Annotated in this window: 24 protein-coding genes, 1 tRNA gene and 4 pseudogenes; 12 read left to right on the top strand and 17 right to left on the bottom strand. The window is 51.5% G+C overall.

The annotated features are described in order from the left end of the window. Positions 1-52: 52 nt before the first annotated feature. The 7 genes from EFB11_RS01365 to EFB11_RS01395 all read right to left on the bottom strand — a co-directional run bounded on the left by EFB11_RS01365 (position 53) and on the right by EFB11_RS01395 (position 8,698). Positions 53-1,354 (bottom strand): UDP-N-acetylglucosamine 1-carboxyvinyltransferase, encoded by a 1,302-nt coding sequence (locus tag EFB11_RS01365; RefSeq protein ID WP_122788605.1) that lies wholly within the window; start codon positions 1,352-1,354, stop codon positions 53-55. 203 nt (positions 1,355-1,557) lie between these two features. Then, a complete protein-coding gene (locus EFB11_RS01370; protein WP_122788606.1) occupies positions 1,558-2,361 on the bottom strand; it encodes a hypothetical protein in 804 nt (267 codons plus the stop codon). 24 nt (positions 2,362-2,385) lie between these two features. Beyond that, entirely contained in the window at positions 2,386-3,696 is a 1,311-nt protein-coding gene (locus tag EFB11_RS01375; protein WP_122788607.1) for a hypothetical protein, read from the bottom strand. 2 nt (positions 3,697-3,698) lie between these two features. After that, on the bottom strand, positions 3,699-5,462 hold the full coding sequence (locus EFB11_RS01380; RefSeq protein ID WP_122788608.1) for an ATP-binding protein: 1,764 nt from the start codon (positions 5,460-5,462) through the stop codon (positions 3,699-3,701). A gap of 45 nt (positions 5,463-5,507) precedes the next feature. Then, a complete protein-coding gene (locus tag EFB11_RS01385; RefSeq protein ID WP_122788609.1) occupies positions 5,508-6,215 on the bottom strand; it encodes a response regulator in 708 nt (235 codons plus the stop codon). Between the two features lie 39 nt (positions 6,216-6,254). Continuing rightward, positions 6,255-6,797 carry an NUDIX hydrolase gene (locus EFB11_RS01390; RefSeq protein WP_122788610.1) on the bottom strand — a complete coding sequence of 181 codons (543 nt, stop codon included), beginning with the start codon at positions 6,795-6,797 and terminating at the stop codon, positions 6,255-6,257. A 14-nt stretch (positions 6,798-6,811) separates the two neighbouring features. Beyond that, positions 6,812-8,698, bottom strand: a complete 1,887-nt coding sequence (locus EFB11_RS01395) for a glycoside hydrolase family 13 protein (protein ID WP_164706540.1) — start codon at positions 8,696-8,698, stop codon at positions 6,812-6,814. Positions 8,699-9,009: 311 nt separating this feature from the next. Here EFB11_RS01395 and EFB11_RS01400 point away from each other — a divergent pair, with 311 nt between their 5' ends. Next, the gene (locus EFB11_RS01400; RefSeq protein WP_122788612.1) at positions 9,010-9,753 is read left to right on the top strand and encodes a copper homeostasis protein CutC; all 744 of its coding nucleotides are present in this window, start codon (positions 9,010-9,012) and stop codon (positions 9,751-9,753) included. 41 nt (positions 9,754-9,794) lie between these two features. Here EFB11_RS01400 and EFB11_RS01405 read toward each other — a convergent pair whose 3' ends face one another. Both EFB11_RS01405 and EFB11_RS01410 read right to left on the bottom strand, forming a co-directional pair. Continuing rightward, entirely contained in the window at positions 9,795-10,427 is a 633-nt protein-coding gene (locus EFB11_RS01405; protein ID WP_122788613.1) for a flavodoxin family protein, read from the bottom strand. 31 nt (positions 10,428-10,458) lie between these two features. Next, a complete protein-coding gene (locus EFB11_RS01410) occupies positions 10,459-11,313 on the bottom strand; it encodes a YihY/virulence factor BrkB family protein (RefSeq protein WP_164706541.1) in 855 nt (284 codons plus the stop codon). A gap of 155 nt (positions 11,314-11,468) precedes the next feature. Here EFB11_RS01410 and EFB11_RS01415 point away from each other — a divergent pair, with 155 nt between their 5' ends. Continuing rightward, on the top strand, positions 11,469-11,999 hold the full coding sequence (locus EFB11_RS01415) for an SLOG family protein (protein WP_164706542.1): 531 nt from the start codon (positions 11,469-11,471) through the stop codon (positions 11,997-11,999). Further along, positions 11,996-12,655: a pentapeptide repeat-containing protein gene (locus tag EFB11_RS01420; protein WP_122788616.1), complete on the top strand. Its 660-nt coding sequence runs from the start codon at positions 11,996-11,998 to the stop codon at positions 12,653-12,655. Before EFB11_RS01415 ends, EFB11_RS01420 begins: the two co-directional genes overlap by 4 nt. Here EFB11_RS01420 and EFB11_RS01425 read toward each other — a convergent pair. Further along, positions 12,652-13,212 (bottom strand): tRNA (mnm(5)s(2)U34)-methyltransferase, encoded by a 561-nt coding sequence (locus EFB11_RS01425; RefSeq protein ID WP_122788617.1) that lies wholly within the window; start codon positions 13,210-13,212, stop codon positions 12,652-12,654. The genes EFB11_RS01420 and EFB11_RS01425 overlap by 4 nt on opposite strands. Before the next feature lie 128 nt (positions 13,213-13,340). Between EFB11_RS01425 and EFB11_RS01430 the strand changes: the two genes are divergently transcribed. After that, positions 13,341-13,427, top strand: a tRNA-Leu gene (locus EFB11_RS01430). A gap of 207 nt (positions 13,428-13,634) precedes the next feature. Here EFB11_RS01430 and EFB11_RS01435 read toward each other — a convergent pair. From EFB11_RS01435 to EFB11_RS01455, 4 genes and pseudogenes are all read right to left on the bottom strand, one after another. Beyond that, the gene (locus EFB11_RS01435; protein ID WP_122788618.1) at positions 13,635-13,814 is read right to left on the bottom strand and encodes a hypothetical protein; all 180 of its coding nucleotides are present in this window, start codon (positions 13,812-13,814) and stop codon (positions 13,635-13,637) included. A gap of 28 nt (positions 13,815-13,842) precedes the next feature. Continuing rightward, a pseudogene (gene mobV / locus EFB11_RS01440) lies at positions 13,843-14,795 on the bottom strand (MobV family relaxase). 182 nt (positions 14,796-14,977) lie between these two features. Continuing rightward, positions 14,978-15,373: a replication initiator protein A gene (locus EFB11_RS01450; protein WP_122788619.1), complete on the bottom strand. Its 396-nt coding sequence runs from the start codon at positions 15,371-15,373 to the stop codon at positions 14,978-14,980. 111 nt (positions 15,374-15,484) lie between these two features. Next, on the bottom strand, positions 15,485-15,898 hold the full coding sequence (locus tag EFB11_RS01455; protein WP_122788620.1) for a cysteine-rich VLP protein: 414 nt from the start codon (positions 15,896-15,898) through the stop codon (positions 15,485-15,487). A gap of 559 nt (positions 15,899-16,457) precedes the next feature. Here EFB11_RS01455 and EFB11_RS01470 point away from each other — a divergent pair. The 7 genes and pseudogenes from EFB11_RS01470 to EFB11_RS17475 all read left to right on the top strand — a co-directional run. Continuing rightward, on the top strand, positions 16,458-16,970 hold the full coding sequence (locus EFB11_RS01470; protein ID WP_122788621.1) for an AAA family ATPase: 513 nt from the start codon (positions 16,458-16,460) through the stop codon (positions 16,968-16,970). Positions 16,971-17,014: 44 nt separating this feature from the next. Then, on the top strand, positions 17,015-17,668 hold the full coding sequence (locus tag EFB11_RS01475; protein WP_122788622.1) for a transcriptional regulator: 654 nt from the start codon (positions 17,015-17,017) through the stop codon (positions 17,666-17,668). Positions 17,669-17,804: 136 nt separating this feature from the next. Further along, the gene (locus tag EFB11_RS01485) at positions 17,805-18,557 is read left to right on the top strand and encodes a class I SAM-dependent methyltransferase (protein ID WP_122788623.1); all 753 of its coding nucleotides are present in this window, start codon (positions 17,805-17,807) and stop codon (positions 18,555-18,557) included. Between the two features lie 98 nt (positions 18,558-18,655). Continuing rightward, positions 18,656-20,022, top strand: a protein-coding gene (locus EFB11_RS01490; protein WP_122788624.1) for an IS3 family transposase whose coding sequence is annotated in 2 segments (ribosomal slippage) — positions 18,656-19,157 and positions 19,157-20,022 — 1,368 coding nt in all. Because the reading frame shifts where the segments join, the coding sequence is not laid out codon by codon here. 782 nt (positions 20,023-20,804) lie between these two features. Next, positions 20,805-21,158: a helix-turn-helix domain-containing protein gene (locus tag EFB11_RS01505; protein WP_122788625.1), complete on the top strand. Its 354-nt coding sequence runs from the start codon at positions 20,805-20,807 to the stop codon at positions 21,156-21,158. A 110-nt stretch (positions 21,159-21,268) separates the two neighbouring features. Further along, positions 21,269-21,868: pseudogene (locus tag EFB11_RS17080) on the top strand (TIGR02391 family protein). Continuing rightward, a pseudogene (locus EFB11_RS17475) lies at positions 21,865-21,978 on the top strand (recombinase family protein); the annotation flags it as partial. The pseudogenes EFB11_RS17080 and EFB11_RS17475, both read left to right, overlap by 4 nt. A 66-nt stretch (positions 21,979-22,044) precedes the next feature. On the opposite strand, the pseudogene EFB11_RS01525 reads toward EFB11_RS17475, so the two are convergent. Further along, positions 22,045-22,209: pseudogene (locus EFB11_RS01525) on the bottom strand (Arm DNA-binding domain-containing protein); the annotation flags it as partial. Then, positions 22,199-22,387, bottom strand: a complete 189-nt coding sequence (locus EFB11_RS01530; protein WP_087225147.1) for a MarR family transcriptional regulator — start codon at positions 22,385-22,387, stop codon at positions 22,199-22,201. The pseudogene EFB11_RS01525 and the gene EFB11_RS01530, both read right to left, overlap by 11 nt. Before the next feature lie 166 nt (positions 22,388-22,553). On the opposite strand from EFB11_RS01530, the gene EFB11_RS01535 reads away from it, so the two are divergent. Next, the gene (locus tag EFB11_RS01535) at positions 22,554-23,111 is read left to right on the top strand and encodes a helix-turn-helix domain-containing protein (RefSeq protein ID WP_122788628.1); all 558 of its coding nucleotides are present in this window, start codon (positions 22,554-22,556) and stop codon (positions 23,109-23,111) included. Positions 23,112-23,287: 176 nt separating this feature from the next. Here the strand turns inward: EFB11_RS01535 and guaA are convergent, their stop codons facing one another. After that, positions 23,288-24,832, bottom strand: a complete 1,545-nt coding sequence (gene guaA, locus EFB11_RS01540) for a glutamine-hydrolyzing GMP synthase (RefSeq protein ID WP_122788629.1) — start codon at positions 24,830-24,832, stop codon at positions 23,288-23,290. Positions 24,833-24,912 lie beyond the last annotated feature (80 nt).

Raw genomic sequence — 24,912 nt, forward strand, 5'->3', positions numbered from 1 at the left:
TCTCCACATGATGAATGGGGGCGGTTTGGGCCGCCCCGATGTATAACATTTCTTACTTCGCTACCGGCATCGTTGCCGAATCGCTGTCCGGAATCTCTGCACGGAACATGTCAGCCCCCAGACCGACAAACTTTTCGACCAAATTCTCATAGCCACGCTCAATGTTGGTGACCTGTTCCACCTGTGTGGTACCCTTGGCCGCCAGACCGGCAATGACCATGGCCGCGCCCGCACGCAGGTCATAAGCGCGCACCGGTGCCGCAGTCAGCTCGGAAACGCCTTCTACCACCGCAATTTTGCCGTCTACATGGATGTTTGCCCCCATGCGAGCCAGCTCTTCGGTGTAGCGGTAGCGGTTATCCCACACGCCTTCTGTGATGATGCTCGTACCCTCGGCCAGGCAAAGAGCCGTGGTCATCTGAGGCTGCATATCGGTCGGGAAACCCGGATACGGCAGGGTCTTGATGTTGGTTTTGAGCAGCTTGCCCATCCGGCTAACCAGAACGGCGTCGTCAAATTCGGTGATCTCCACGCCCATTTCTGCCAGCTTGCAGGTAATACATTCCAGATGCTTCGGAATGACGTTTTTAATCAGCGCCTGTCCGCCGCACGCCGCAACCGCCGCCATAAAGGTGCCGGCTTCGATCTGGTCTGGAATAATAGAGTATGTGCCGCCATGCAGGCGCTCTACCCCGCGAATTTTAATCACATCGGTGCCCGCGCCCTTGACATCGGCACCCATGGCATTGAGGAAGTTCGCCAAATCGACGATATGCGGCTCTTTTGCCGCATTTTCGATGATCGTCATGCCCTTTGCCAAAACAGCAGCCAGCATGATGTTGATAGTCGCACCAACCGAAACCACATCAAAGTAGATGTGTGCACCAGTCAGGCCGTTCGGAGCATCGGCGTGGATAAAGCCACCTTCGCGGATGGATACCGTTGCGCCGAGCGCTTCAAAGCCCTTGATATGCTGATCAATCGGGCGAATGCCGCCAAAATTACAGCCGCCCGGCATGGCAACTTCGGCATGATGATATTTGCCCAGCAGCGCCCCGATGAGATAATAGGACGCGCGGATTTTACGCATAAGTTCATAGGGGACCTTTGCGTCCTGAACGCATTCCCCATCCAATTCTACGGTCGTTGCGTTGAGTAGACGCACCGATACACCGAGTTCCCGCAGGATCTCCATCTGTAATGTTACGTCGATGATCTTGGGCACGTTTTCGATCCGGCACGAGCCGTCTACCAGCAAAGCTGCCGGGATAATTGCGACTGCCGCATTTTTCGCGCCGCTGATGGTTACCTCTCCGTTAAGGCGTTTGCCGCCATTGATGACATATTTGGTCAATTCAACCGTCTCCTTAATATGGTAAAAAGCGGATATTCAAACAAAACCGCCTGATATTATCATTATAACAACGCCGCGCAGCCTTGTGACAAGCGCGCAGGCTAATACTTCAAGTATTTTACCACAATCCCCCTCCAAAAGTAAAGGCTTTTCCCAATTTTATGACAAAATTCTATATTGGATATTGTTCTAATTTTTTCTCCCTATACCACCTCTTTTTTCAGCGGATCGATAAAATACGTTCCGGTATCTGTGCGAATCCGCCAAACCGGACTGAGCTGAAACTGATTTCCTGCTGCATTTGTCAAGATGAGTCCCGGTTCCAGTCCATAGATCGTCTGTGCCAAACCGGTGCCGGCAAATTGCAGCAGCGCATCGATTGGATTGTAGGACGCATACAGGTCACTCTTGGTCGCATAGGGCGTGTCAAACGTCCAAAATCCGGTGATATCCATAGCATCGTCCAAAAACGTGATGGTTATGCCCCGATTGAAAACTTCATAGCCAGCTGTTTTAAAACTAACGTGGGCGGACAGGCCGTTGACCGTCCATTCCATGCCTGCCACATGCATACCAGCTTCCTCGATCAGCTGCTCGGCGCGATTGCGCACCTCGGTCAGTTCCGGGCAGGTGTAGCCTTCGGGCTGCAAGTGGGCGGTCAGTTCGCCAGTTTCACTCCAGACCACTTCACCTTGTTCGCTGGTGAACCGGGAACCATTTTCTCCTTCGGTGCGTTCGGCCGAGCCGCCGAGCAGAGCGGCAGCTGCCGCCGCTTCGTCGGCCCGGTTGCGGTCAATGTTAAGCTGCGGCATCAGCGCATCGTCGGGCAGCGATACGCCATCTGCCAATTTCATGCCGCAATCGGCCAGCACGATGTTCAGGTGTTCCCGGTTTTCCTGTTTGCGCTGATAGGCTGAAAAGGCCTTTACACCCAGCATGCAGGCCAGGAAGCCATCCACCAACAGCAGCAGGATGATTAAAATCGATTTGACGCGGCTCCACTGCATGGTTTTTGTCTTCCTTTCTCAACATCATTTGACATAGCATCGACGCGCAGTCGCTTGCTGTTCTTCGATTTGATATACGACGGCCAGCCGTACCCCTTCCTCAGGGGCGGCGACGGCGGCCAGTGTGCTGGACAAGACCGGCGTTTGTACGCCAGTTGTCTGGAATTGCTGTAAATGGATGGTCGCTGCCATCAGTTTATTCTCCCGGAACTCAAAACGGGCAAAGGGCTTGGTGCTTTCGGTCTGCACCGGGATGCCGTTGACCAACTGAATAAACGTCAAAACACAGACATTGTCTTCCGCTTCCGTAATGTCGTAGAGCATGGCCTGCGTGCTGTCTGAAATGCTTCCCTGCACGTTTTTTAGCAAGGTATAAGCAAAGTCGACCTGCAGGCGCAAGGTGTCCTCCCGGGCGGTTTCCGCCGTGTTGTAAACCTCCATGCCGCCTTCCATGGCAGTCGCACGGAACTGTACGGTCCCATCGACCGAAATATGCAGAGTGCTGTAATTTTCCGCATACACCTGCGTATTGCCCTGGTCCTCTGGATAGGTGCTCACATGCGGATCATACTGGAACGCATCAAACAGCGCAGTCCAGTTGCTGCCGCTTTGGGCATCCAGGAGCTGCGGATTCTGTACGGTCAGCTGTTCGGCACGCATATCCTCCTGCTCGATCAGCAATGTGTCCGGCCGGACACCGGTTAAGGACTTGTCCTGTGCCGCGAACTGGCAGGATGCAGCCGAAAAATTCTCCATCGCCTTTTCCCAATCTTCCGGGTCGGCGGTTGTCCGCGCTACGCGGTATCCGTCGGCCAGATGCAGATACAGTTTGCCCTCGGCTGTCAGAAGCAAGGCATCGGCCTTTTCTTCGCCTTCTGCTTTGGTCCCCATCCAGCTGGACAGGAGCGAAATCGGAAGATAACCTTCATACCCGAAATAAAGCACTTCCCCTTGCAGGGCCTTGCGGAAGTCCTCTTCAGTGCAGGCTTCAAAATTGCCGCAGTCGGCCAGAGCCTGCCCCATATCCTCCCGCAGGGATGCGTACAAGGTGGATACCGAAGCCGATTGATACTGTGCACCGACCAGTTCCCCGTCCAAGCTGACCGCAATGCGGGTTGGCTGGGCGGCCGGGTCGGCGCCGGTGCGAATCTCAAAGCCGCTGACCCCATAGGTGAACCGCTGATAGACCTTGGCAATCAGGGAGTCGGATGGTACGCTGTCCAAACTCAGATCGCCCAGCCAGGTCACGGAGGTCAAAACCAGCATGCCCACAAACAGAACAAGCAGCACCACATTTTTGATTGTATTTTTCACTTTTTGCTGCTTTTCATCCATGTTCAGGCATCCCCAACTTGCAGATCGACCGGCAGGATAATCGTTACCGTTGTGCCGACGTTTAATTCACTTTCCAGATGGATGGTTCCGTGATGGGCCTCGACCATCTCCTTGGCAATCGCCAGTCCCAGACCGGTGCCGCCCTTTTCCCGCGAACGGGCCTTATCCACGCGGTAAAATCGCTCAAACAGGCGCGGGATATCTTCCTTTGGAATGCCGATCCCATCGTCGGCAATGCGCAGCATCAGGCTGTGCGGATCGCGCATAGCGGCTTTCACCTGGATATGGCCGCCCGCAGAGGTGTATTTGATCGAATTGGAAATGATGTTGACCACCACTTGCTCCAGCCGTTCCTTGTCCCCGACCATTTCGGGCAGATCCTCCTGCATGTCGAGGGTCAGTACATGGCCGTTGTTCTGGGCGTCCAGCTTCATGGCCGTATAGACATTTTCCAGCATTTTCGGAATTGAGAACCGCCGGAAAGTCAGCTCCATGCGGCCATAATCGAGCTTGGACAGGGTCAGCAGATCCTTGACGATGCGGGTCATGCGGTCGGCCTCGCCCGAAATGACGCCCAGGAAACGCTTTTCGGTTTCCATCGGCAGTTCACCGGCAGCATCCATCAAGGTTTCGGTATAGCTCTTGATGTTGGTCAGCGGGGTACGCAATTCGTGGGATACGTTGGCCACAAATTCACGACGGGCATCATCCAGCTTGCGCTGCTCGGTGATATCGTGAATCATCACGATAACGCCGCGCTCGCTTTCGCCCGCGCCATAGGGAGCCACCAGAACATTCAGCGTACGGCCCAGGCGTTCAATCTCGGTGCTGATAAACTTGCGTTCGCTGCTCACGGTCGCCACCGGAAGGGCCAGACCGGTAAAGACCTCGTTGAAGGTCATATTTTCGTTAAAGGTCACACCCATCAGGCGTTCGGTCGCCGGGTTCATATGGATGATGTGGCCATCCGAAGTGAACGCGGCCACGCCGTCGGCCATGTGCAGGAACACGGTGTTGAGCTTATCGCGTTCCTCCTGCACTTCGCCCAGCGTATTTTGCAGCATTTCAGCCATGTAGTTAAAGGTTTCGGTGAGGTTACCGATTTCGTCGCCCGACTGGATGGGCAAGCGATGGCTGAAGTCGCCGCTGGCGACCAGACGCGCTTGCTCTTTGATGTTTTCGATCGGGGTGGTGATTGTCTTGCTCAGCAGGAAGCTGAGCAGGACGGCCACCAGAAGCCCAAAGAGCATGGCTTCAATCACGATGCTGAAGAACCGCCAGGACAGTTCCTGCATCTCCTGCTTGTCGTCCTTGATGTAAACGATGTAATCCCGGTCACCGCCGTCAATCGGATACGCAGCATCCAGATAGCTGTCCATGACCGAATTGTCAATGCCCACTTCGCCCGCCATCGCCGCCAGAAGGTTGGGAGTGGTGCTCAGGTCGGCGCTGGCTTGCACCCGCGAACCGCTCAGGTAATTGCCCTCTGCGTCCAGGATGTAATAGTGACGGTGGCTATCGATTCCCAGCGAGCCGGTCCGCGCTGCGATGATGGCGGCAAGCTGCTGCCCATCGTCATCGTTTTGGGCGGCCTCATTGAGGGATACCAGCATTTCCGAAGTAAACAGTCCGGTCACCTGGTCGTGAAAGTCTTTTAGATAATAATTGCCCACGCTGTTGATGAGGAAGGTCCCCATCACCGCCATGACCGACACGATCAAAAGGATCAGGATCAGGACGAGCTTCATATGGAGGCTGCGAAACATACTCGTGGTTCCCCTTTGTCTATAAAAATCAAGCTTGTCGGCGCCTTATGCGCTTTCGACCGCTTCCAGGTCGGAAAAATAATAGCCGAATCCGCGTTTGGTGATGATGTATTTGGGTTGTGCCGGTTCGTCCTCCAGCTTTTCCCGCAGCCGGCGGATGGCAACATCCACGGCCCGCAAATCGCCATAATAATCATAGCCCCAGACGTTTTCCATCAGCTGCTCCCGGGAGAATACCTTGCCGGGTGCGGACGCGAGAAACGTCAAAATATCAAATTCCCGTACTGACAGGTCGAGCGCCTTGCCGTCTTTGTAGACAGCACCGCGGTCGGCTGCGATGACCAGTTTGCCGCCCGACTCCTTGGGCGGCTCTTCGGCGGCCTGCTGCACCGACACTCGACGGATGTTGGCTTTGACCCGCGCCATCAGTTCCCGCATGGAAAACGGCTTGGTGATATAATCGTCTGCGCCCAGTTCCAGGCCCAGGACTTTATCGGCCTCCTCTTCCCGCGCGGTCAGCATCAAAATCGGCACCTGCGACGCCTGCCGCACCTGACGGCAAACTTCAAACCCATCGATACCCGGCAGCATGACATCCAGCAAAATCAGGTCCGGTTCGCCTTCGAGCGCCAGCCGCAGCCCTTCCTGGCCATCATTTGCTTCCAGGGTCTGATACCCTTCGCGCTGCAAGTTAAAAATCAAAATATCGGCAATCGCCTTTTCATCTTCTACCACAAGAATGGTCTTTTCCATGTTCTCCGTTCCTCCCATGGCATCCAAAAGCGTTGATGATTAACCAATCAAGCCTTTCAGGCGGGCACGGTATGCCGCCACAACGGTCTTTCCGTCCTTGATCTCATTGTCCATGATCCGCTTTTCCAGTTCAGCAAACGGCATGGTCACATGCTCAACGAACTCATCTTCGTCCGGCTGGGACGGGCCCGGAACCAAATCGAGCGCTGCATACAGATATACTACCTCGGTCAAAAAGCCGGGCGACGGATAAATTTCCCCGAGCGGGACCATCCGTCCTGCTGTAAAGCCGGTTTCTTCGCGCAGTTCCCGCACGCCGCAGGCTTCCGCATCTTCCGGGCCGTGGTCCATCTTGCCCGCCGGGATCTCATAGATGACCTCGCCATAGGGATAACGGAACTGACGCACTAAGACCACATTGCCCTGCGCATCGATCGGCAGGATGCCCACGCCGCCGACATGCTCGCAGACCTCGCGGTATGCTGTGCGGCCGTTGGGCAGTTCCACATCGTCCACCCGGGCACTCATGATCTTGCCCTTAAATTTATATTCCTGTGTCAATGTCTTTTCGGTGAATTCCATGTTGACCCCTTCTTTCAGTCCATCTGGAAGAGTTGTGCGCTCATTGCCGGCAATGCAAGGATGAGTTCCTCGTCTTCCCGCTCATATTCTTCGCCTGTCAAAAGTTCCCGCAGACGGTCGGCGCCGCCGATGGCATAGTGTACCGATTCATTGCCGCGGTTGACGGCCACCAAAACCCGCTCGTCCGGCGTCGTACGCTGATAGAGCAGCACAGCGCCGTCGGTTTCGAGAAATTCCAAATCGCCATCGACCAAAGCCGCGCTGCCATCGCGCGCGCCGCACAGGGCGCGATAAAAGGCCAGCAGTTCGGTATCTTCCTGCCCCCAGGGATAGGTGCGCCGGTTAAACGGGTCCTCATACCCTTGCTGCCCGGCTTCGTCGCCATAGTAAATGGTTGGCGAGCCCGGCATGGTGAACTGGATGACCGCCGCGATCTGGAGCAGCCGCTTGGCATGCACCAGCGCCTCCCCTGTGAGCCGATGCTCGGCCCGGAATTCCCGGCTGGCATTCCAGTCACCAGGGCCCGCGCCAAGCGCCGTAATGGCACGCGGCGTATCGTGCGTGCCGATAATATTCATGAGGTTATAGAAGACCGCACGCGGATAATTCTCGCGCAGGCATTCCATTTTTTCGGTAAAATCTTCGGCCGACGAGCCGGTCAAAAAGGCCATGATGCCGTCCCGCAGCGGATAGTTCATCACGCTGTCCAGTTCGCCGCCCTGAAAATACCGGCGGCGCACGTCATAACTAATCTTATTGGACGCATCTTCCCACACTTCGCCAACCACCAGCGCATCGGCTTTGGTCTCTCGCGCTGCTTGGTTAAGCTTGGCAATAAAGGCGTCCGGCAATTCGTCGGCCACATCCAGCCGCCAGCCGGATGCACCGGCTTTGAGCCAGTGCCGGATGACGCTATCTTCCCCTTCGATGATATAATCCAGATATTTGGGGTTCATCTCATTGACCTGGGGCAGCGTATAGATGCCCCACCAGGACGAATACTGGTCCGGCCAATGGGAAAAGTCATACCAGTCGTAATAGGGAGATTCCTTGGACTGGTAGGCGCCCACACTGTCGTAATGTCCGCGCGCGTTAAAATATTTGCTGTCATAGCCGTTGTGGCTGAAAACGCCGTCCAAAATCACGCGCATACCGCGCTTTTCGGCTTCTGCACAGAGCTGTTTGAAGTCCTCCTCGGCGCCCATCATGGGGTCGATGGTCTTATAATCGCCAGTATCGTACCGGTGATTGGAAAACGCTTCAAACATGGGGTTAAAGTACAGGGTCTTTACATGCAGGCTTTCCAGATAATCCAGCTTGGCTAAAACGCCCTGCAAGCTGCCGCCAAAGAAATCGTTGTTGAGAATTTCCCCGCGGGCATCCGGCAGATAGACCGGTGTATCCGACCAATTTTCATGCACATGCCGCACCGAACGATAGCCATCGGCCGGCGGCACCTGGGTCCGGTTGAACCGGTCTGGGAAAATGTTATAGGTGATGCCCCGGCCAAACCAGGATGCCACCTGATAATTACCATCAAAGACAGTCATCTGGAACTGGTCGCCCAGTTCTTCCCGCACCGTGCCTTCGCCGCCCATGCTGCGGCAGATAAAATGCTCACCCTCTGTGGTCTGAATTTTAAAATAATACCAGAACAGGCCAGGCGCGCCCGCTGTCACCGACACGGTGTAGCAGTCGCGCGCACCGCAGTACCCACCCCAGTGCATATCGATACTTTCCGGCTGCGCGCCATCCGCGCAAAGCAGCAGCTGGGCGCGCAGGACTCCGGCAGAACGCAGCGGATGGATGCAGAATTTTACCGTTTCTCCACTTGGAACCGCGCCATAGGGGCGCTTGCATTCCTCCTGTCGCGAACAGTAAATACTCGAAATTTTGCTCATTGAATGAATCTCCTTTGACCGATGCGCACGCAGTCTGCGCATCCATCGAATAATGGCTGAAATCGGCCAGCCGCGTGTTTTGCAAACGGCTTTGCCTCTGCCGGTATTTTTCCGGTCGGCCTTTGCTCTGATCGGCCTCTTTCAGCATGATACAGAATAAGTATACCACAAAGAACGCTATATTTTAAGTGGCAATGCAGGGATTTTCCGCCGTCTGTGCCGCACGTTTTTTCACAAAATGTGAGAAACACATGTTGCACCGTTTGCGATTCATGCTATAATATCCCCAAACGACTGGAAAGGAATTTGTGATGAAACATTTTACCTTAGAATGCTGTGTTGACAGTGTCGCTTCCGCCCGGGCTGCCCAGACCGGCGGTGCGACCCGTTTGGAACTGTGCGCCAATCTGATCATTGGCGGCACTTCGCCCAGCCTTGCGCTCTTTTCCCGGGTGCGGGAAGCGGTCGATATTCCGATTCGAGTGCTGCTGCGCCCCCGCTTTGGCGATTTTCTGTATGACTCGGATGAACTGACCATTTTGGAGGACGAAGTGCGCGCGTTTCGGAGTGCTGGGGCAGATGGCGTTGTCATCGGTTGCCTGACCGCGGATGGCGATTTGGACATGCCCGCCATGTCCCGCTTGATGGAGGCCGCAGCTGGTATTCCAGTGACCTTACACCGGGCATTTGATGTCTGCTCCGACCCGCAAAAGGCATTGGAACAAGCCAAGCAGCTAGGCGTTTCCACCATCCTGACATCGGGCGCTAAGGCCAGTGCCTTGGAGGGCAAAGCGCTTTTAGTCGACCTTCACGCTCAGGCCGGTGAAATCGAAATCCTGGCCGGGGCGGGCATCAACGCGCAGGCTATTGCCCGCCTGGTACAGGACACCCCGCTTTCCAGCTTCCATATGTCGGGCAAGACCGTGCTCCACAGCGGCATGCGTTACCGCAATCCCGATGTGTTTATGGGGCTTCCCGGCATCCCGGAAGACCAAATCTGGCAAACCGATGCCGAAGCTATCCGCGCCGCACGAACGGTCCTGGAACAGGCATAAAAAATGGACGGAATCCCGCTTTGGGTTCCGTCCATTTTGTTTTATCGAATGAAATTCATCATCGTGCGCGGATGGGTTTCCGGAGGATCGATCTTGCCCTTGGCCGCATCGATCACCTTGACCATCCAGGCCATGTTGCGCGCCAGTTTTTCGATTACTTCCACGCCTTCAATGTCCTGCATGGCTTCCCCGATTTCGGCGCCGTGGACCGCATTCCAATAGTCCGAGGTCACGATCACCATTTCCATCGCATCCATCAGCCCCAGAAGCTGCTGATAGGTTTCCATGCCGCCCGACCGGCGCAAAGTGCACAGCGCAGCACCAACCTTATGATGGAACTGATTCTGGCCGCAGCAGGCCGCCAAAAGGATACGGTCCATCACGCACTTCATATTGCCGGCAATACCGCCATGATAAACCGGCGATGCCAGGATGATGCCGTCGGCTTCGATGCACTTATCAATGATCTCATTGACCATATCATCGTTCTGGATGCAGTGCAGCGAGCCGGTATTGAGGCAATGATAGCATGCCAGACAGGGCTTGACCTGTGCGCCGGGCTGCACCACTTCAAAGTCGATGCCTTCGGCAGCAAAGACTTTGCCCATCCGTTCCAGACATTGCGCATTGTTACCGCCCTTGCGCGGACTGCCATTGATCGCTACGATTTTCATATCTTGTTCCTCCCTTATTTAGAACAACGCATCAAGACGTTGTCTTTTTTCTCCGATTCCGATCCATCCGATGCAGCAAAAGCGTATGATTGAGCATCGGACCGATTAAAAGCGTGATGCTGGTCATATAGAGCCACAGCATTAAAATAATAATGGTGCCTAGCGAGCCATACAGCAAAGAATATCGCCCCAGATTATCGACGTAAAACGAAAAGGCCATCGAAATCGCCCACCATGCCCCAAAGGACAACAACGATCCCGGCAAAACCTGCCGCCATTTCAGGCGCATATTGGGCAGCAATTTGTTGACGAGCAACACAAAGAAAAAGATGATGCACACCGCGACCGGCATTGAGATTCCTTCGATAGCATCGGTGACCATCACCGGTACCGGGAACCACTCACGGAGCATCCGAAAGGCCGTGCGGCCAAAGACGACAAGCGACAGCGTTCCAATAATGGCCAGCAAAAAGCCACAGGTAAACACCAAAGACATGACGATCTGATAGACGGTCCCCCGCCGCCCGTGCACGCGGTAGATTTCATTGACTGCGCGCATGAGTGAGCGCACGGCGCGCGACAGAAAATAAATAGTCAAAATGGTACCGACAAGCATGGGACGCAGACTGGGCTGCGCATATACATAAGCAATATAGTTCTGAATCATGATCTGCACCGAATGCGGCAGGAACTGCGTAAACGTATAGATTGCCTGCTCAGACAGGTGGATCTGCGCCAGAACCGACGTGAGAAACATCAGGATCGGACAAAAGGAGAACAGCAGAAAATAGGATAGTTCGGCAGCCGCCTGCGGGATGCCTTCCCGAAAATACCGGCTGAAAAGTTGCCGAATAATCCAAAAATGGTCTTTGCTTGCCGTTATCATCCTCCCCTTTCCCGAAATTGTTGTTATCATTGTACCAGCTTTGCAAGGTCTTGACAACCAAAATTCGTCGGCAAAAAAATTGCAATTCCTCTTGATTTTTCGAACAAATGTTGCTATACTAAATGCGAACAAATTTTCGATTTGGAGGGATTCTTTTGGATCATCGCGTGACTTGTTGCTTTTCCGGCTATCGCCCGGAAAAAATCCCCGCTTGGACCGCAGCCGGTCCGAATGTCCCTTCTATGCTCCAAACCAAACTGGAAAAAGCCATTGTTCGTGCGTTCCAGGATGGCTACCGCCTGTTCGTGACCGGCATGAGCCGCGGCTTTGATCTCTGGGCAGCCCAAGCTGTGCTCCAGCAGCGCGAGCACCTTCCCATTCGGCTTCTGTGCGCGATTCCCTTTGATGGGCAGGCCAACAGCTGGGAATCCAGCTGGAAAACATGTTATCAAAAAGTCCTGCTGCAGGCCGACTTTGTTCATTCGCTGGCACAATTCTATACACCCGATTGTTTTTATGCCCGGGACCATTTTATGGTCAACGGCTCTTCCCGGCTGATCTGTTGGTTCGATGGTTTACCCGGCGGCACGGCTTTCACCCACCGATATGCCAAAAAACGCGGCCTGGAGATCGTCAATCTGGCCGACCGGCAACTCTGTTTGTTTTCGGAGGTAAGTTCTTTATGAAAATCCCAGCACCCCGTTTGCCCTCTCAATATACACCTTTGACCGACGCGGCAGCATTTGTCGAGCAGGCTCGCCTGTCTTTCGACGGAGAACTTGATCTGCGTCAGGTGTCCATTGAGCATCTGTCATTTTCCGAGGCCTCATTCCCCCGCCTTTCTTTACGTGGAGTACGTGTGGTCGCCTGCCGCTTTGTCGGCTGTGATCTGTCGGGTGCCGATTGGGCGGATGTGCAATTTGTCGACTGCGATTTTTCCGGCTGCGATTTTACGCAAACCAGTTTTCGGCGCTGCTCGTTTTCCGAATGCAAAGCCGTTGGCACGCAATGGACCGATGCGGCACTGTTGGAAGTCGCGATGCAAAACTGCAATTTTTCTTATAGTAATTTTGCCTCATGTGCGCTTCGAAAATGTATGTTTTCCAAATGTGCTTTGCCCCATACCCGTTTTTTCAGCTGTTCACTGCAAGATTGTGCATTTCAGCCGTCTGATTGGACTGGAGCTACATTTTTCCAGACCCCGCTTGCTGCACTGGACTTGCGTGCGGTCCAATTGGATGGCCTGTCGGCCGATCTGGAGTCGTTGCGCGGCGCGCAGGTCACGCGCAGTCAAGCCGCTGACCTGGCGCATTTATTCGGCTTGCGCATTGCACCCGACTAACGATTTTTCCATACAAATACGGAGATTGGCGGATCGTTGGGCCGGTTGTGCCAGGTCGACACCAACACGCTGGCTTCCCGATCGTCGATGGTCTGCAAGAATTCCAGCAGCCGATCGCGCTCCGCATATCCATTGGGACCGCCGTAGTAAATCGATAGACTCATGACGCCACCCGGCTTTAACAGCTGCAAACCGGCCGTGACTGCTGGAATGGATGTTTCGGCTGTGGTGAAGATCGATGGATCACCACCGGGCAAGCGACCGAAATTGAACACGATACAATCGATACTTTCCGGCTCAGCATATTGTGCCATGTTGCTATGGCTATCTAAAATGAGTGTTGCATTGGTCAGGCCCTCCTGGGCAAGCCGCTCCTCCGTCTGACGGATAGCGTCCACCTGAATATCAAATGCCAGCACATGACCGCTCTCGCCGGCTAACTGGCACAGCAGCATGGTATCCCGCCCTTTTCCGGCAGTTGCATCGATGCACTTGGCACCCGGCTGAACCATGCGCCGCATAAAGTCATGCGCCAGCCCTAATGTATTTAAAGACATTGCGATTTCCTCCTTGCTTTCAGTATACCATAAGCAAATCAAAATTTTGTTAAAAAATTTTCCGAAAAATGCTTGCTTTCTGTCTTGGTTTCGTCTATAATAAATCACGGTCAACTTTTAGACTGTTTGCCGGTGTGATGGAATTGGTAGACGTAGTGGACTCAAAATCCACCGGTGGCGACACCGTGCCGGTTCGAGTCCGGCCACCGGCACCAGAACAATATAATCCGAACTTGTTTCCGATAGGAGATGGGTTCGGATTATTTGTTTTTTCGAGCGTTATGAGAACATTTATTTCCGCAACGGGGTGAAGCGCAAACCCACCTCCAAGCCAAGGGGGCCAAGGAAAAAGAAGAAAGCCACATAAATGCAAAAAAGCGGGGTGTCATCCAAAATGGTGACACTCCGCCTTTGCTATGCCTTTATTCTGTTTTGGACTCTTGCTTCTCCATTTCTCTCTGCTTCTTCCATTCAGCAAATTCCCGCTGTCCCTCCTCGCTCTCATAAAATGCGAGAATGTCCGGCATGATACAGCGGGCGATTGCCTCGATCTGGTGTTGGGGAATATCCGTGTTGTTAATCAGCTTTTTTCTTCTACCCAAATGTACCTCCGTGCTTCTCAAAGGTGACTTACAGATCGTGATCTTTGAGGCGCTGCTGGCGTTGTTGCTCTCGGAGGGCCTGACGCACTTCCGGTGGGATACGGTCAACCAGCCTTTGCATATTTTCCAGTTCACTTTCCAGCTTTGCCCGTTCCATGCGGTCTTTCATCTTGCCGCTTTCACTGGCCTTTGCCCTTGCTTCCAGCTTTTGATTTCCTTCCAAAAGGTCTTTGATGGTGACCTTATACTTTTTCAGCTGCCCGGAGAAGTTCTCCATCTGCGGAAACCACTTTTTCAGCAGGGAGAGGGCTTCCTCCTTTTTCTTTCCGGCGTTCAGCGGGTTCATGCCGTCAATAGTGGCTTCGATGGCTCTGGCCTGTTTGGAGAGGGAAACTGCCTGTTTGAAAAGCTGGGTGGGGATATGCTTCCGGCCTGTCTTGCTGGCGCTCTCCCCACGCTCCAAATCCGGGTATTTCTCCACCATGTAGGCATGAAAATCATCCTGCCACTTCGTCAGGTTTGCCTGGTTGCCGATGATTTCTTTGGTGAACAAGCGGTTGTCCTTTGTCAGCGGCACAAAGGTCAAATGCAGGTGGGGCGTTTTCTCGTCCATGTGTACCACCGCCGACACGATATTTTCCCGGCCCACCCGCTCAATGAGAAAATCCGCCGCTCTCTGGAAAAACGCCTGTATCTCCTTTGGGGATTTCCCCTTGAAAAACTCCGGGCTGGCAGTAATCAGGGTGTCGACAAACCTGGTGCTGTCCTTTCGGGTGCGGTATCCGGTCTGCTCGATACGGCTCTGAATGAAGTGGTAATAGCGCCCCTCCGGTTTGACGATATGGAAGTTGTACTTGCTCTTGGCAGTGTCAAGTCGGGATTGCTGGCGTACTGTTCTTTCTACCGTCCGTGATGGGCTTCCAGCGGCCTTGCTGGGTTACCCTTGTGCTTCTCAAAACGCAAAATTGCGTGTTGTTCCATGAAACTCCTTTCCCCATTCTTTTCCCATCCGGGGTTTTCCACAGGGAAAATCCCACAGAAAATAGCTCGGATAGGATTGGAATGGATAGAATCTAAATCAATCTCTTAATCTTTGTATTTCTATATACCGTCCGTTTTCCGTACTTCTCAAGGGTGATTTCCGTACTTCATAGGCACGGTTTTCAGCCCTCCGGCGTACCATAACCGGATTTCTTGAAGTCGGTGTTTGAAACCGCTTCATAGAATTTTGGGTAAATGCGGTTGGGTTTTCCACAGCCCTGCTTCTGGATCTCCACCAGCCCGGCGTATTGCAGTTCCCGCAGGGTATTCACCGCCTTTTGCCGCCCACAGCGGAGCAGGTCTACCACCTCACAGATGGGATAGTACAGATAAATCCGCCCGTACTCGTCCGCCCACCCATTTTTCCGGGATAACTCCGCCCGTCGCAGGATAAAGGCGTACAGCAGCTTTGCCTCGTTGGACAAGGGCTGGAATGTAGGGGCTTCAAAGAGGAAATTGGGGAGCCGCGTGAAACTGAACGCCTGCTTCGGCTGATGAATGTAAATCGTGTTTGTCATAGTGTGTTTTGTAGACGGTTAGAAGCCCGTTTTCCGGGGTGGGCGATAGTTTATACCACCCGCCCTGGTTTGGGGCTTGCGAAGCCTGATAAATCAAGGCTTTTTTCACTCCTAACTGTCCACACAAGACCTCTTTTTCCGTTCACTTTCGGTTTTCTGCCACCTATGAACTCTGGCGGCGCAGTCCGGGCAGTATTTAGCCCGCTTGGATTTGGGGACAAACACACCACCGCAGACCACACAGCGTTTCAAGTCCTTATCCCGGAAAATCTCTGCTTTCAATTCCCCGTCCAGCGGTAAGACCGCCCATCGGAACCACTTGCAGCAGACCGAGAAAGAAACCGTCTGTGGGCAGGTACAGGTGTCCCCATCGTCAAGGGCAATGCAGTTGCCGCCCTCGCAGCAACAGCACTCCCGCCGTATCAGGGTGTTTGCCCGTTTCCGCTGCGCCGGCGTCATGCGGTAAAGGGAACCGTCCGGCCTACGTTCCAGCGGCAGCAAGTCTTTGTAGGGATTATTTTTCATGCATTCCCTCCGTTTTGCTTTCCGCTGCCGTTCTCCCCGAAAAGGCTTCCTCCCCCATTCCTGCGACATGTTCCGGTGTTGGCACGCTCCCCATAACTTTGGGACAACTTGTCCCGAAGTAGCCTCTGGACAAAGTGTCCAGAAGTTGGCTCCTTGCGGTGTTTCCCCAGCCGGGGTATTCCTTTTTGGACGGTCATTCGGTTCTCAAGGTGCTGTCCATCGATGAACTACCCTAAGTCTACACCTAACTGATCGCCCGTTCCGTATATCCGAAAGGTGGAAAATCGGTCTAAAAAAACAGGTCATTTCCACGCTCTCGGAATTGTGGTACACTGATAAGTACAGAGTGATAAATTTGAATTTAAGGAGATAAAAAATGCTCTCCAGCTGCAAAGAAATTACAGAGTTATTTTATAGTACAGTCCACACAGTAAATGCGAAAGATTATACAAAAGAACAATTAGATGTATGGGCAACAGGACAAGTGGGTTTAGAGAAATGGAGTCAGTCGCTTCAAGAACATTACAGCATAGTTAGTAGGCTTTGGGGACATAGATAAATGATTATTTTAATAACAGGTGCATCGCATACAGGTAAGACTGTGCTTGCTCAAAAACTGCTTGAAAAGTATAAATATCCTTATTTATCAATAGACCAGCTGAAAATGGGTTTAATTCGTAGCGGCTATACCAAACTCACACCCGAAGATGATGATAAGCTCACAGGGTATCTGTGGCCTATTGTTCGTGAAATGATTAAAACCGCTATAGAAAACAAGCAAAATCTTATTATTGAAGGGTGCTATATCCCTTTTGATTGGGAAAAAGACTTTGTAAAGGAATATCTTGATAACATCCGATACTTTTGTCTTGTAATGAGCGAAAACTATATTAAAAATCATTTCGATAATATCAAGGAGTATGCAAGTGCCGTAGAAAGTCGCTTAGACGATGAATGTTGTACTATAGAAAGCGTTTTGGAAGATAATGCACAGTTTTTGGAACTTGCAAAAAAGTATAATGTAAAATATCTGCTTATCGATGATAAGTACGAGATAGAGATTGATTTATAGTAATAAGTCCCAGTTTATAGTGCGAGGAGGGGGAGCATGGAACTATCAAAGATCTGCGTGTGGAGCGTGGCCTGACGCTGGAGCGGCTTGCGGAGGAAACCCAAACGAAAAACCACCCAAATGCCGATCTTGCTGACCTGCATTTGAGTGATGATATGATTGCATTTTTGAAAAGCGGGCTGGTGGATAATGCCCTCCTGTGTGAACTGGCGACGCACCCGGATTTTCCCCGGCTCATGGCTGACCTTGAAATCTATGTGAACGGCATAGCTGCAAAGCAGGTGCAGGGTGCAAACGCCATTGTGGACGCCGTGAGCGCAACTGTTATGAAGCAACACAACCCTGGTCTGACTGACCGGCAGTTAAGGCAGCTGATCGCTGCCCACATTGACGATGACAGCTTTTGCCGCTATGTGATACAGCAGGACATAAATAAGATAGCCCTCGACCTGCGTGAAGCCCACAAGGACGATTTTTTCAGTGTCCCGGAGGACAATCCACTGGAAGATTTCTTGCAGACTGCCGAAGAAACCGCCACCACGGACAGCGACCCGGAACAGGCGGCGATGGCCTTTATCTGCAAGCGGCTTAAGCTGAATTATGCGAAACTATCAGACGAGGAAAAGAAATGGCTAAAAAGGATTGCACAGAAACCGGACTTGCTGAAAAACCCAAACCCGCAGCGGGGAAGGAAATAGCGAAAATATGTATTTACAAGTTGCGGTGGAAAATAGATGAACACACCAACCTTAGAAACAGAGCGTTTGATTTTAAGGAAGTTTACAGAGCAGGATATGGAGGCATTGTTCTTATAAGCAATTCTGGAGGAATATAATGAGTGAATTAAAACAAAACTATTATGGCAGCTTGTGTACTGAAATGTACGAAATCTTACATGAACAAGCGCCACAGGACGAATTGGACTTTTATCTTTCCTATGCAGAAAAGAGAAGGAAAATCTTGGAGCCTCTGTGCGGCAGCGGACGGTTTTTGGTTCCGTTTTTAGAGCGTGGCTTTGACATCAGCGGGATGGATTTGTCAGAAGAAATGCTGGCGAAATTAAAGCAGAAAGCGCCGGACGCAAAAGCGATACAGGCGGACATCATCAACTATGCCGTACAGGAACAGTTTGATTATATTTTTATTCCCTCTGGCTCCATTTCACTGTTTACAGACATGAGTATGTGCCAAGGAATTTTGCAGAAGATGAAAGAATTGCTGGCTCCCGGCGGGAAATTTGTGTTTGCAGTTGATACCGTCTTTGACCGATGTGAAGAGGACAGGGACTACAAAGTAAATGTTTCGGTGAAAACAAAAGAGGGATATGACTTGATCCTGAAAGGGAAAAACCATTACGACGAAAAAAGCCAGACGCAGTTTTCTCCGTCCATTTACGAACTCTATCACGGAGCGGAATTGCTGCAAAGTGAAACCATGGATTTTCAGACACACCTGTACCAATACGGGGAGATGGACGAATATCTGCGGGGGTGCGGCTTTAAGAGCATATCCGTCTATTCCAATTATCAGAAAGAACCCGCTGTCAATGACCAGTGCGAAATGTTTATCTATGAGTGCGGCATATAGCAAAGCCAGCCGAGCCAGTCAACGGTCAAGATGAACGGCGCATTGAACTGCACCCCAAAAGTTGGACAAGAAAGTCAACGAAAGGGGTGCAGAAATCTATGGGAAAAGAATTGTTCAGTGAGGAATTAAAATTAGCAGTTGTTCAGTATGTACTGGAAGGGCATACACGCAAAGAGGCATCCGAGAAATTTTGCGTATCCTGTACGCCGATTGAAAAATGGGTAAACTTGTATAAGCTGCATGGTGCAAAAGGACTTCTAAGCAGAAATCTGGTTGGCCGACAAAAAGGCTTTGATGGCGAGTTTCGCCTAAAAGTGTTACAATACAAGCAGGAACATCACTTATCCTGTACACAGACAGCTATGCACTTTTGCCTTGATGTTGTAACAGTGTGCCGGTGGGAGAAGAAATTCCAAAAGGAAGGTGCACGGGGACTTATGAAAAAGCAGGCGACAAAAGGTAGCGAAAAACGACAAAAGAAGCAGGAACAGTCGGAGCTGCAACAGGAAAACAAGCGGCTGTCAGAAGAAAATTACCGGTTGAGAATGGAGAATGAATACCTAGAAAAATTAAACGCGTTAATTCAGAAGCGGGAAGAACCCGAATAAGCGATGTTGTGGCTGCTGTTACAGAATTAAGGCGTGATTATCCTCTGGCAGCATTACTTAAACTGGCCGGCATTCCCCGAAGTACATACTACTATCATTCCCGGAAAGCCAATGCTGTGGATAAATACGCAAAAGAAAGGGCGGAAATCATAGCAATTTATCAGGAGAATCAAGGCCGGTACGGGTATCGGCGGATTGGTATGGAATTACGCAACAGAGGCTTTTGTCTGAACCACAAGACGGTACAAAAGCTGATGAAGGAGTCAGGCCTAAAATGTATGGTACGAATGAAAAAGTATCGTTCTTACCGTGGAGAAGTCGGCAAGATTGCACCAAATCTACTGGCTAGAGATTTCCATGCGGAAAGGCCGAATCAGAAATGGGTAACTGATGTGACTGAGTTTTCCCTGTTTGGAAACAAACTTTATCTTTCTCCTGTGCTTGACCTGTATAATGGTGAGATCATCAGCTATGCCATCAGTGAACGGGCTAATTACCGCCAGGTGGATGAGATGCTGGATAAAGCATTCTCCCGGCTCCCGGACAGCAGCGGGCTGATCCTTCATTCGGATCAGGGCTGGCAATATCAGAACGTCAGGTATCAAAAAAGACTGTTAGAAAAAGGCATTCGGCAAAGTATGTCCAGAAAGGGAAACTGTCTGGACAATGCGGTTATGGAAAACTTCTTCGGACTGTTAAAATCGGAACTGCTATACCTGCGGACGTTCCAATCATTAGACGAGTTCTGCCAGGAACTGATCGCTTATCTTGAATACTATAACCATAACCGAATCAAAGAAAAATTGAATGGGTTAAGTCCTGTCCAATACAGAATTCAAAATGGCTTTGCCGCATAACTTTTGTCCAACTTTTGGGGAGCACTTCACATTTCATGCGCCGCCGTTGACAGCCCTGCCTGTCTTTGCTAAAAGGTAATCAAGGCGGGAAAGCCACAAAATGGCTTCCCGCCCATTTCAATTTTGCAAGGGAGAACGCTCTTAAATTAAAAAGAGTGCGGCCAAGCACTTTGAGGGATTGGTCGCCTTGTCTGCCCGTTCAGCGGGACGGAGGGCGGCAGTCAAGGCCGGGTGTAAACCCGTTCATTTCAGCCTTGACGGTTGCCCGCTGTTCTGCTGCTTTTCCGGGATTGTGGCCACAACTTCGGGACATTTTGTCCACAAGTCGGAGCGTAGAACGAGGGACGGGGGCTTTCATATACGCCCTGTCTGCTGATAAAACCAGAGATGTGCTTGCGGCTCCACGACACACAATCACAGCCCTGTTTTTTTGCCGCTTCAAATCCCCTTGTCCTCCCCGGCGGCAACCTCATTTTCGCAGCAACGCCAACAGAGCGTATAACACACAACCTTGCAAGCAAGGTTGTGTGCCAAAGGGGAGGCGCAAGCCCCCCCTTTGGAAACCCCCGGTTTTGTCGGTGCGTGACCACAGATTGCATTTTTGCACCTATGTCCTTACCCCATCCAAAACCCAAAGAAACGGCGTAGGCCAGCCTGTGCCGTTTCTTTATTCGGCCTGCGGGCCGGGACGAGAGAAAACGCATAGAGAAAATTGTATTTCCGAGTTGAAGATTTTCGTTATCCGGGTTGTAATAAAATTAACCCGAATAGGAGGTAACCAAATGAAAGCAGTGGGTAAGCGATTGAAGTCCCGGCGGGAGAGTATCGGCCTTTCACAGGTAAAAATGGCTGAGGCCATCGGCTCCACACAGTCCAGTATCAACCGCTATGAGAATGGGCAGTCCACCCCATCTGTGGAACTATTTCGCCGCTATGCAGATTACTTTGATGTATCCTTAGATTATATCTTTGCCCGGACGGATAAGCCCCAGGGAGTAATATACGAGTTTAAGCCTAAAGCCGCTCCAGAGCGTGAGGAAATGCGACGCTTTATTGAGATGTGTTTTGACCCACAATCTCCTATGAACGAAAAGCTAAAGGAAACACTGTTCCGTATGATGGAGGAAAACAGATGAAAGTTGCATATAGAGGACAACTTGATGCAATTGACCAATGGCTTCGTGATATTAACAATAAATTGACAATGGGTATATCTCCAACTTTTCTTTTGAATGATTGTCAAAAAATGCAAACTGATCTGCGAGAAGTCGCAGAAAAAAACAAACACGAGTATCCGTTTTACAGCCAAACGCTCCCTGGAATAGGTGATAATCTATTCAGACCCGATCCTTTCAACTATGGATTGATGGCGCTAAATGTTGCAGCTTTTGGGGAATTATTTATTATCGTACAGCACCTGGTTCGTGAACCTGTCAATATGCGTTTTTGGCAAGACATTCACCCACGAATCATTGAAGTTTCAAAGGAACTATTTTGCGACGGCCATTTTGCTGCCGCTTCTGAAAGTGCCATTAAAGAAGTCGAAACTCGAATGCGAGAGTTGTTTAAGGAAGGAAAACCAAACTCTCCTACTCCTAAAGATGCAACGGGTTTAATTGATGCGTTGTTGTAAGATAATGGTTTTTATCAGTTTTGCGATACATCAGAAATAAGTGGAGCCAATTTTCGTAAAGGTGTTAAGTCTATCTTTGAGGGCGTTTTTACTGCTTATCGGAACCCCTCTATGCACGCAAATCTAACCTGTTCGCAGAGAGAAGCCTTTGATCGGATCGTACAGGCAAGCCAAATGATGAGCATTTTAACAGACGGCGAGGTGAGAATATGAAAGCTGTAATCTATGCCCGCTATTCCTCCGACAACCAGCGAGAAGAAAGCATAGAAGGACAAATCCGGGAGTGTACCGCCTTTGCCGAGAAGAACGGTATTACGGCCCTTCATGTCCGCCACATAGACGGCAACGAAGTTCTCAAAGGTCATTTCCAGATCGGCGGTCTGCTGTTGCAGGAATGTCCGTTCCCACTCCAGCGCCTCCCGTTTGGTGGGAAAGCCCCGTTTCATCTTCTTGACCTTTTTGCCTGTCCAGTCCTCGTAGTAAAAGGACGCATACCATGTGCCTTTCTCCTTGTCTTTGTATGCTGGCATTGTAGTTCCCTCCTTACTGCTCATCCCGCAGTCCGTAGAATTTTTCCTCGAAGTAGCGCCTGCTCACCCGTCCGGGAATGGTGATAAAGCCTTTCTGTTTCAGTTCCTCGTTCATCTCCCGCACCAGTTTGTAGGCGTAGGGCTTGGAGATACCCAGTTCCCTGGCTACTTCTTCCGCCTTTACAAACAGTTCCTTGCTCATGCGTTTCACCTCCTCATTTATATTTCGCAAATATGTTAATGCTACCATCCTCATTATACATTAACACAAGCGTTAATGTCAAGAATTTATTTCGCATTTTTGTTAAACTTTATCTTGCATATTTCGCTTTTTTGCGCTATACTATTGGCAAAGGCGGTGGGATATTATGACAGTCGGAGATAAGATAAAGAAAATCCGCACCTTTCGAGGTATGACACAAAAGGAATTGGGGCTTGCTGTCGGCTTTGAGGAAAAGGGAGCAGACAACCGTATCGCACAGTACGAAACGAATTACCGTGTCCCCAAGCGGGAGTTGCTGGACAAGATTGCCGAGGCGCTGCGGGTAGACCGCCAGAATTTCTACACCATCGCCCCCGGCTCCGCCGAGGATTTCATGCGGACATTCTTCTGGCTCGACGAGGACAGCCCCGGCGCTATTCGCCTGTTCCAACTTGTCCGCAATCCAGGCAGGGCGGGGGCCGCTGATGATACCGCTGTACGGTACAATGACGGCGACGACTGGCCCGCACACCCTCCCGTGGGTATGTACTTCCAGTACGGCCTTGTGGACGAGTTTATGCGGGAATGGCTTTTGCGCCAGCAGGAGTTACACGCCGGGGAGATCACCAGGGACGAGTATTTTGAATGGAAACTTAACTGGCCCCATACCTGCGACGACAGCAAAGAAAGCGAGTATTATATCCCCTGGCGAAAAAACAAATAAGACAAGCAAAAAACCGCCCTGCTGAATTTGTCGTTCAGCAGGGCGGTTTTGCTTGTCCTTTTGGGATTATTCTCTTGAGAGTACCGGGTGGACACAAATAGTATCAATCCAGTATCAAGAGCCTTATGGACGGGCAAAAAAGCCTGTATTCATGCGGGTTTGCGCCGTTTCGAGCGTCATTCCCACTCGATGGTTGCCGGGGGCTTGGAGGTGATGTCATACACGATACGATTCACATGACCCACTTCATTGACAATACGCACGCTCACGCGGTCGAGCACCTCATACGGAATCCGTGCCCAATCCGCAGTCATAAAGTCAGTCGTCGTAACCGAACGCAACGCTACTGTATAATCATAGGTACGGCCATCGCCCATAACACCGACCGAACGCATATTGGTCAGGACTGCAAAATACTGATTCATCGTATATTCCAGCCCAGCCTTGGCGACCTCATCCCGGAAGATAAAATCAGCTTCGCGCAGAATATCCAGCTTTTCCTTCGTGATTTCACCAATCACGCGAATCGCAAGGCCCGGTCCCGGGAACGGCTGACGCATAACCAGATATTCCGGCAGCCCCAATTCACGGCCAAGCTGACGTACTTCATCCTTAAACAGCAAACGCAGCGGCTCAATAATCTCCTTAAAATCAACGAAGTCCGGCAAACCACCAACATTATGATGGCTCTTGATGACCGCCGCATCGCCTGCGCCCGATTCAATGACGTCCGGATAAATGGTGCCCTGCACCAGATAATCGACCGTACCGATCTTCTTGCCTTCTTCTTCAAAGACACGGATGAATTCTTCGCCGATGATCTTACGCTTGGTTTCGGGGTCGCTTACCCCAGCCAGTCTGCCAAGGAAACGAGCTTCGGCATCCACACGGATGAAATTGATGTCCCACTTTTCAAAAGCGGCCTCGACTTCGTCGCCTTCATCCTTACGCATCAGACCATGATCGACAAAGACACAAGTCAGCTGATTGCCGACAGCTTCTGCCAGCAGCGCTGCTGCAACCGACGAATCGACGCCGCCCGACAGCGCCAGCAGAACCTTGCCATCGCCTACTTTTTCGCGAATGGCACGGATGGAAGTATTCTTATAATCTTCCATCGTCCAGTCGCCCTTGGCGCCGCACACTTCATACAGGAAGTTTTTCAGCATCAAGGTACCATTTTCGGTGTGATTGACCTCCGGATGATACTGTACGCCATAAAAGCCGCGTGCTTCATCGGCAATTGCTACATTCGGGCACATCGCCGTATGGCCAACCAGCTGGAAGCCCTCCGGTACCTTGGCCATATAGTCGCTGTGGCTCATCCAGGAGATGCCCTTTTCCGGCAGGCCATGGAACAGCTTGCAGGAAGTATCATAAAACGTTTCGGTCTTGCCGTATTCCCGCGCAGTATCATCCTGTGCGGCAGTCACCTGTCCGCCTAACGTCTGTGCCATGAGCTGGCAGCCATAACAGATGCCCAGCACCGGGATGCCCAATTCAAACAAAGCCGGCTCGCACTGCGGCGACTTGGGATCATATACACTATTCGGTCCACCCGTAAAAATGATGCCGATCGGCGCCATCCGCCGAATCTCCTCCACCGAGGTTTTATAGGACTTGACCTCACAATACACATTATGCTCGCGGACCCGGCGTGCAATCAGTTGATTATACTGCCCACCAAAATCCAAAACCAGAACCAGCTGATGATTCTCCATTCGGACGCCATCCTTTCTTTTTATTCAAACTTTTTCACAACAAAAGAAAATATCGGACGTGCGACGCGCCCATCGCCAAA

The organism is Intestinibacillus sp. Marseille-P6563 (assembly GCF_900604335.1).
Taxonomy (GTDB): domain Bacteria; phylum Bacillota; class Clostridia; order Oscillospirales; family Butyricicoccaceae; genus Butyricicoccus_B.

Bases quoted from the DNA above. Each gene is read 5' to 3' on its own strand.
- EFB11_RS01455 (WP_122788620.1), bottom strand. From the start codon at position 15,898: ATGAAAAATAATCCCTACAAAGACTTGCTGCCGCTGGAACGTAGGCCG.
- EFB11_RS01380 (WP_122788608.1), bottom strand. From the start codon at position 5,462: ATGTTTCGCAGCCTCCATATGAAGCTCGTCCTGATCCTGATCCTTTTG.
- EFB11_RS01535 (WP_122788628.1), top strand. From the start codon at position 22,554: ATGACAGTCGGAGATAAGATAAAGAAAATCCGCACCTTTCGAGGTATG.
- EFB11_RS01385 (WP_122788609.1), bottom strand. From the start codon at position 6,215: ATGGAAAAGACCATTCTTGTGGTAGAAGATGAAAAGGCGATTGCCGAT.
- EFB11_RS01485 (WP_122788623.1), top strand. From the start codon at position 17,805: ATGAGTGAATTAAAACAAAACTATTATGGCAGCTTGTGTACTGAAATG.
- EFB11_RS01450 (WP_122788619.1), bottom strand. From the start codon at position 15,373: ATGACAAACACGATTTACATTCATCAGCCGAAGCAGGCGTTCAGTTTC.
- EFB11_RS01390 (WP_122788610.1), bottom strand. From the start codon at position 6,797: ATGGAATTCACCGAAAAGACATTGACACAGGAATATAAATTTAAGGGC.
- EFB11_RS01400 (WP_122788612.1), top strand. From the start codon at position 9,010: ATGAAACATTTTACCTTAGAATGCTGTGTTGACAGTGTCGCTTCCGCC.
- EFB11_RS01370 (WP_122788606.1), bottom strand. From the start codon at position 2,361: ATGCAGTGGAGCCGCGTCAAATCGATTTTAATCATCCTGCTGCTGTTG.
- EFB11_RS01405 (WP_122788613.1), bottom strand. From the start codon at position 10,427: ATGAAAATCGTAGCGATCAATGGCAGTCCGCGCAAGGGCGGTAACAAT.
- EFB11_RS01470 (WP_122788621.1), top strand. From the start codon at position 16,458: ATGATTATTTTAATAACAGGTGCATCGCATACAGGTAAGACTGTGCTT.
- EFB11_RS01375 (WP_122788607.1), bottom strand. From the start codon at position 3,696: ATGGATGAAAAGCAGCAAAAAGTGAAAAATACAATCAAAAATGTGGTG.
- EFB11_RS01530 (WP_087225147.1), bottom strand. From the start codon at position 22,387: ATGAGCAAGGAACTGTTTGTAAAGGCGGAAGAAGTAGCCAGGGAACTG.
- EFB11_RS01420 (WP_122788616.1), top strand. From the start codon at position 11,996: ATGAAAATCCCAGCACCCCGTTTGCCCTCTCAATATACACCTTTGACC.
- guaA (WP_122788629.1), bottom strand. From the start codon at position 24,832: ATGGAGAATCATCAGCTGGTTCTGGTTTTGGATTTTGGTGGGCAGTAT.
- EFB11_RS01505 (WP_122788625.1), top strand. From the start codon at position 20,805: ATGAAAGCAGTGGGTAAGCGATTGAAGTCCCGGCGGGAGAGTATCGGC.
- EFB11_RS01410 (WP_164706541.1), bottom strand. From the start codon at position 11,313: ATGATAACGGCAAGCAAAGACCATTTTTGGATTATTCGGCAACTTTTC.
- EFB11_RS01425 (WP_122788617.1), bottom strand. From the start codon at position 13,212: ATGTCTTTAAATACATTAGGGCTGGCGCATGACTTTATGCGGCGCATG.
- EFB11_RS01395 (WP_164706540.1), bottom strand. From the start codon at position 8,698: ATGAGCAAAATTTCGAGTATTTACTGTTCGCGACAGGAGGAATGCAAG.